The 5,292-nt window shown below is 70.0% G+C and carries 7 protein-coding genes; 3 read left to right on the plus strand and 4 right to left on the minus strand.

Features of this window, described 5'->3' with window-relative positions:
* Positions 1 to 371: hypothetical protein (locus tag ACOADB_RS13950; protein WP_378599618.1), on the plus strand; the 371-nt coding region annotated here is incomplete at its 5' end.
* On the plus strand, positions 368 to 715 hold the full coding sequence (locus ACOADB_RS13955) for a DivIVA domain-containing protein (RefSeq protein WP_378599620.1): 348 nt from the start codon (positions 368 to 370) through the stop codon (positions 713 to 715). The genes ACOADB_RS13950 and ACOADB_RS13955, both read left to right, overlap by 4 nt.
* An 8-nt stretch (positions 716 to 723) precedes the next feature.
* Here ACOADB_RS13955 and ACOADB_RS13960 read toward each other — a convergent pair whose 3' ends face one another.
* The 4 genes from ACOADB_RS13960 to ACOADB_RS13975 form a co-directional block, all read right to left on the minus strand.
* Positions 724 to 876, minus strand: coding sequence for a hypothetical protein (locus ACOADB_RS13960; RefSeq protein WP_378599623.1), 153 nt, complete (start codon positions 874 to 876; stop codon positions 724 to 726).
* Between the two features lie 151 nt (positions 877 to 1,027).
* Complete coding sequence (locus tag ACOADB_RS13965) at positions 1,028 to 1,834, minus strand: crotonase/enoyl-CoA hydratase family protein (protein WP_378599626.1); 807 nt, start codon at positions 1,832 to 1,834, stop codon at positions 1,028 to 1,030.
* Between the two features lie 68 nt (positions 1,835 to 1,902).
* Positions 1,903 to 3,153, minus strand: coding sequence for a fatty acid desaturase family protein (locus ACOADB_RS13970; protein WP_378599629.1), 1,251 nt, complete (start codon positions 3,151 to 3,153; stop codon positions 1,903 to 1,905).
* Positions 3,150 to 4,310, minus strand: coding sequence for a ferredoxin reductase (locus ACOADB_RS13975; RefSeq protein WP_378599631.1), 1,161 nt, complete (start codon positions 4,308 to 4,310; stop codon positions 3,150 to 3,152). The genes ACOADB_RS13970 and ACOADB_RS13975 overlap by 4 nt, the downstream gene beginning before the upstream one ends.
* 101 nt (positions 4,311 to 4,411) lie before the next feature.
* Between ACOADB_RS13975 and ACOADB_RS13980 the strand changes: the two genes are divergently transcribed.
* Positions 4,412 to 5,292 (plus strand): PucR family transcriptional regulator (locus ACOADB_RS13980; protein ID WP_378599663.1); only part of this gene is annotated, 881 nt, incomplete at its 3' end.

Consider the following 5,292-nt stretch of genomic DNA (forward strand, 5'->3'; position numbering starts at 1 on the left):
CCTTGCGGCAGCACCGCGACGGTGCTCGGGTCCGGGCGCTCGCCGTGGGGCTGGGTACGGCGGCGATGTTCCTCGCCTATCCCGTGGTGCTGGTGGGAGCGCTCATCGCGGCGGTGCGGACCCGCGACGCCGACGGCAGCCGCGCGCAGGCGATCGCCTGGGTGGGCCTGGGGGCCGCCCTGTCCGTGCTGGTCGTCGCGATCGGTGCGGCCTGGCTCGTGCTGGCGCGGCGCCGGGGGTGGCGGGTCGGGTTCGCCGCACTGGCCGTGCCCGTCCTCTGGTTCCTGCAGGCCCTTGCCGTGTGGTCGGCCTTGGTCGCCGTACTGCTGCAGCCGTCGCTCCACCGGGACTGGCCTAGCCTGAAGCCGTGACCAGCAACGACATCGCCCTGCGGGTGGCCGAGGTTCGATTCACCCCCGTCCGGTTGCGGGAGGGCTACGACATGGGTGAGGTCGACGCCTTCCTCGACCGGATCGTCGCGGTCGCGAACGATCCGGCTGCCATTGCTGCGCTCGTGAGCGGCGCCCGCTTCACGCCGGTGCGGCTGCGGGAGGGCTACCACATGGGGCAGGTCGACGCGTTCGTCCGCGGCCTGGTCGGTGGTGAGCCGAGGATCCCTGCTCCCGCTCCGGCGCCGGCACGTCCGCCGCACGACGGTGGCATCACCGAGACGCGTAGCTGGCGGTCTCGACTGTTCGGGCCCAAGGGCCGCTGAAGCGCGGATCAGGCGGCAAGCGGGACGGAACCGGGCATGATCGTCGGCTGGCACGCGCACGTGTCGCTGCAGGCGAGGTAGGTGTGCACCGCGTGCCCACAGGCCGGGCAGGGCAGGTCGTGACTGAGGTGCTGCTGGGTGTTCGGGGTCGTGTCCCACATGGTCCTGTCTCCTTGGCCGAGTCGTGAGGTTCCTTCACTAGGACGACGAAGGGACCCACGCTGATACGACAGCTTCGGGGCAGAAAAATGATCGGCCGGGACCGGATCAACCAGGTTGATCCGATCCCGGCCGATACTCGACGATGCGGGCTCAGCGCACCCGCGGCCCGTAGGACGCGTCGGCCTTCTTGAAGGCGGCCTCGCGGGCCGCCTTGGTGTTGCGGGCGGCTAGCAGGAAGGCCTGTTCGATGCGCTCCCGGGCGAACGTCCTGCGCGGCGAGGAGTTCCAGCTGTCGTTGAACAGCCGCTTGGCCGCGGCCAGGGCGTCAGGGGACTTCTGGGTGAGCTGCTCGGCGAGCCGGAACGCGGCCGCGACGGGGTCGTTGTCGAGCTTCGTGACCAGGCCGAGCTCGAGGGCGCGGGAGCCGTCGAAGATCTCCGCGGTCATCGTGAGCAGCTTGGCCTGGTCGATGCCGACCAGTTCCTTGAGCGCCTGGATGCCGGACATGTCGGGGATCAGGCCCCACTTGCCCTCGAGGACCGACCAGCGGGAGTCGGGGGTGGCGATCCGGAAGTCCGCGGCGAGCGCGATCTGCAGCCCACCGCCGAGGCAGTGGCCGTGCACGGCCGCGATCACGGGGACCGGGATCCGGCGGAAGGCCCAGGGGGCTTCCTGGAAGGTGTTCGTGCCCCGGAGCGGCCGCGGGACGAACGCCTTCGCGACGCCCACCGGGTTGCGGAGCACCGACGCGAAGTCGAGTCCTGCGCAGAACGCGTCACCCTCGCCGCTGATGACCACCGCGCGCAGGGACTTGTCCTTGCGCAGCATCGTCGCGGTCGCGACGAGGTCATCGAGGATGTCCAGGGTCAGCGAGTTCAGCTTGTCCGGCCGGTCCAGCCGGACGTGCGCGATGCCGTCGGTGATCGTGCAGGTCACCTGGCTGGGGTGGTTGCTCATGGACCGATACTACTGCTCAGTAACCACGATGCCGTACGACGTGGGTCACGTCGTACGGCACCGGATGGTCAGGCGGCCTTGGTGTCCGCCGCGGCGAAGTCCTGCTTGGCCTTGCGCTCGAGCAGCTTCAGCATGACGCGGCGCTTGCGCTTGTCGGCGGTGGAGATCTTGTAGAGCGCCACCAGCTGGGTCGGCAGGTTCCTGGCGTTCGTGGTCTCGAGCCAGCCGTTCGGGAACGACAGCCGGACGACCTTGTGCCAGGCGCTGGCGACCTGCGGGATGAACGGGCGGGTGAGGTAGGTCAGCTCGTACTTGTCGAACACGGCCTTCACCTTGGGCGCGACCTCGGCGTACCGGTTGCTCGGCAGGTCGGGGAAGAGGTGGTGCTCGATCTGGTGCGACAGGTTGCCGCTCATGATGTGCAGCGCGGTCGAGCCGGAGAAGTTGGCCGATCCGAGCATCTGGCGCAGGTACCACTCGCCGCGGGTCTCGTTCTTCGGAATCGACTTGAGCTCGAAGGTCTCGACGCCCTCGGGGAAGTGACCGCACATGATCACCGAGTGCGACCACACGTTGCGGACCAGGTTGGCGGTGAAGTTGGCCGCCAGGGCCGGCAGGAAGGACCCGGTCGGGATCGCGAGCGCCGGGTTGACGACGTAGTCCTTGGTGGCCTGCTTGCGGATCTTGGTCAGCGTGCCCTTGAGGTTCTTCTTGAACGCCTCGCTCCGCTTGTCCTTCGGGATGCGCAGGTTGCGGCCGAGCTCGAGGTCGTACGCCGCGATGCCGTACTCGAAGAAGCAGGCGTTGATGAAGTTCCACATCGGCTGCGCGAGGAAGAACGGGTGCCAGCGCTGCTCCTCGTCGACGCGCATGATGCCGTAGCCGAGGTCGTTGTCCTTGCCGACGATGTTCGTGTGGGCGTGGTGCACCTGGTTGTGCGAGTGCTTCCAGGCGTCCGAGGGAGTCGCGTTGTCCCACTCCCACGTCGTCGAGTGGATCTTCGGGTCACGCATCCAGTCCCACTGGCCGTGCATGACGTTGTGGCCGATCTCCATGTTCTCGAGGATCTTGGCGATGCTCAGGCCGACGGTCCCGGCGACCCAGGCGGGCGGGAAGATGCTCGCGAGCAGGACGGCGCGGCTGCCGAGCTCCAGCTTGCGCTGCACGTCGACGACCTTGCGGATGTACGCCGCATCGCGCTCGCCACGGGTGTCGATGACCTCCTGGCGGATGGCGTCGAGCTCGGCGCCGAGCGCCTCGATCAGCTCGGGGGACAGGTGCGCGATCGGGTTGGTGCTCTTCTGCGTGATGGTGGTCATGCGGAGGCTCCTTCGAGTTCGATGTGGCAGTCGCCGGCGGCGGCGCTGATGCAGGTCTGGATGGGAACGCCACCCGGGTTGGTCTCGCCCGGGACGGCGACGGTGACTTCTCCGGTGCGCAGGTCGCGCACGACGCCGGACTTCATGGGCAGGACGCAGCCCATGCAGATGCCGATCCGGCAACCGCTGGGCATGAGGACGCCGGCCGACTCGGCGGCGTCGAGGATCGGGGTGGCGCCGTCCGCCTCGACGACCTGGTCGCTGCCGCCGGTGAAGGTGACCGTGCCGCCCTCGCCCTCGGTGTCGACGATCGCCGCGCGGAACCGCTCGGTGTTGAGCGTGAGCCGGCGCTCGGCGTAGAACGCCTCGAGGGTGTCGAGGAGGCCGGCCGGGCCGCACGCGTAGGCCGCGCGCTCGGCGAGGTCGGGGACCTCGGTCTCGAGGTCGGCCGTGGTGAGCAGGCCGTCGGTGTCGGTGTGGCGCTCGATGAGGCGGATCCGGCCGGCCTCGGCGTGGTCGCGGAGCTCGGCGCCGAAGATGACCTCGTCGCGGCTCATCGCGGAGTGCACGAGGACGATGTCGAAGTCGGCGGCGACGCTGTGCGCGTTCGAGCGGTTGTAGAGGTTGCGCAGCATCCCGATGACCGGCGTGATGCCGGAGCCGGCGGTGACCAGGAGCAGCTTGGTCGGGCCGACGCCGGAGGTGTCGAGGACGAAGTCGCCCTCGGCCTGGGCGAGGTGGACCATCTGGCCGGCCCGGGCGCCGTGCACCAGGTGCTGGGAGACGGCACCGCCGGGGATCGCCTTCACCGTGATCGAGATCCGGCCGTCGCGGCGCGGGCCGTGGGTCAGGGAGTAGGTGCGCCAGAGGCGGACACCGTTGACGTCGACCCCGACCCGGACGTACTGGCCGGGGATGTGGCCGGCCCAGTCCTTGCCGGGCTTGATGACGATCGTGGCGGCGTCGGCGGTCTCGGCCTGGACGGACTCGATGCGTCCCTGCAGGCCGACTGCAGCGCCGGGGCGCAGGGGAGCGAAGTGGTCGAGGATGTCGTCGACGGTCAGCGGGGTGACCGCTGCGTCGAGGACGGTGCGAAGCCGGGACGTGAGCCTTCCGGCGCGGGCGGCCGCTGTGGGGGCCGCGGTCGTGGTGCTCATGCATCAAGCGTCGCAGTCGGGCGCGCTAAACTCATGACACCAGTTGGTGAATCTACTGCCCGGTTTTGTTCGCAAAAGACAAAGATGCAGGAGGGCCGCGCATGCCTCGACGTTCGGTACGACGACCCGACGGCGCCGCGTTGCTCCCTCCTGCCACGGTCACCGCACTGCGATCGGACCTGGCGGCCGTCGCCGACGACGTGGTCGTGCAGATCATCCGTGAGGTACCGGCCTACGAGGACGCCTTCGGTGGGCCGATGGGCGAGACCATCCGCGGCGCCGTGCAGGTCGCCCTCGGCGGGTTCCTGTCGATGATCAGTGACCGGGACGCACCGGCGCCCCGTTCCTCCGCCGTGGACGGCGCCTACCAGCTGGGGCGCGGCGAGGTCCGCAGCGGCCGCACCGCCGACGCGTTGCTGTCGGCCTACCGGATCGGTGCGCGGGTCTCCTGGCGGCACCTCTCCGCACGCGCCGTGGAACAAGGCATCGACCCCGCCACCATGGCGTCCTTCGCCGAGATGGTCTTCGCCTACATCGACGAGCTGTCGGCGGCGAGCGTCGCCGGGCACCGTGACGAGTCAGCGACCGAGGGCCGGATCCGGCAACGGATGATGGAGCGCCTGGGCCGCAACCTACTGGCCGGTGCCGCCGAGGCGACCGTGCTGGCGGCTGCCGAGCGCGCTGAGTGGACGCCACCGTCGACCCTGACGGCCGTCATCGTGCCGGAGTCGCAGGCGGGTGCGCTGCAGGAGCTGTTCCGGCGCGGCACGCTCCAGGTCGCCGATCTCCCGGACCTCGACGGCTCGGTGCTGCTGATGGTCCCGGACGCGCACGGCCGGCGTCGCGCGACGCTGCTGCGGATGGTGCGCGACCGCGACTGCCTCGTCGGGCCGGCCCGGGACTGGCTCGACGTGCGGGCGTCGTACGACCGGGTGATGCGGGCGCGGGCGCTCGGCCTCACCGGGGACACCCAGACCCACCT

Source organism: Nocardioides sp. CPCC 206348, assembly GCF_048654705.1.
In the GTDB taxonomy this organism is placed as follows: domain Bacteria; phylum Actinomycetota; class Actinomycetes; order Propionibacteriales; family Nocardioidaceae; genus Nocardioides.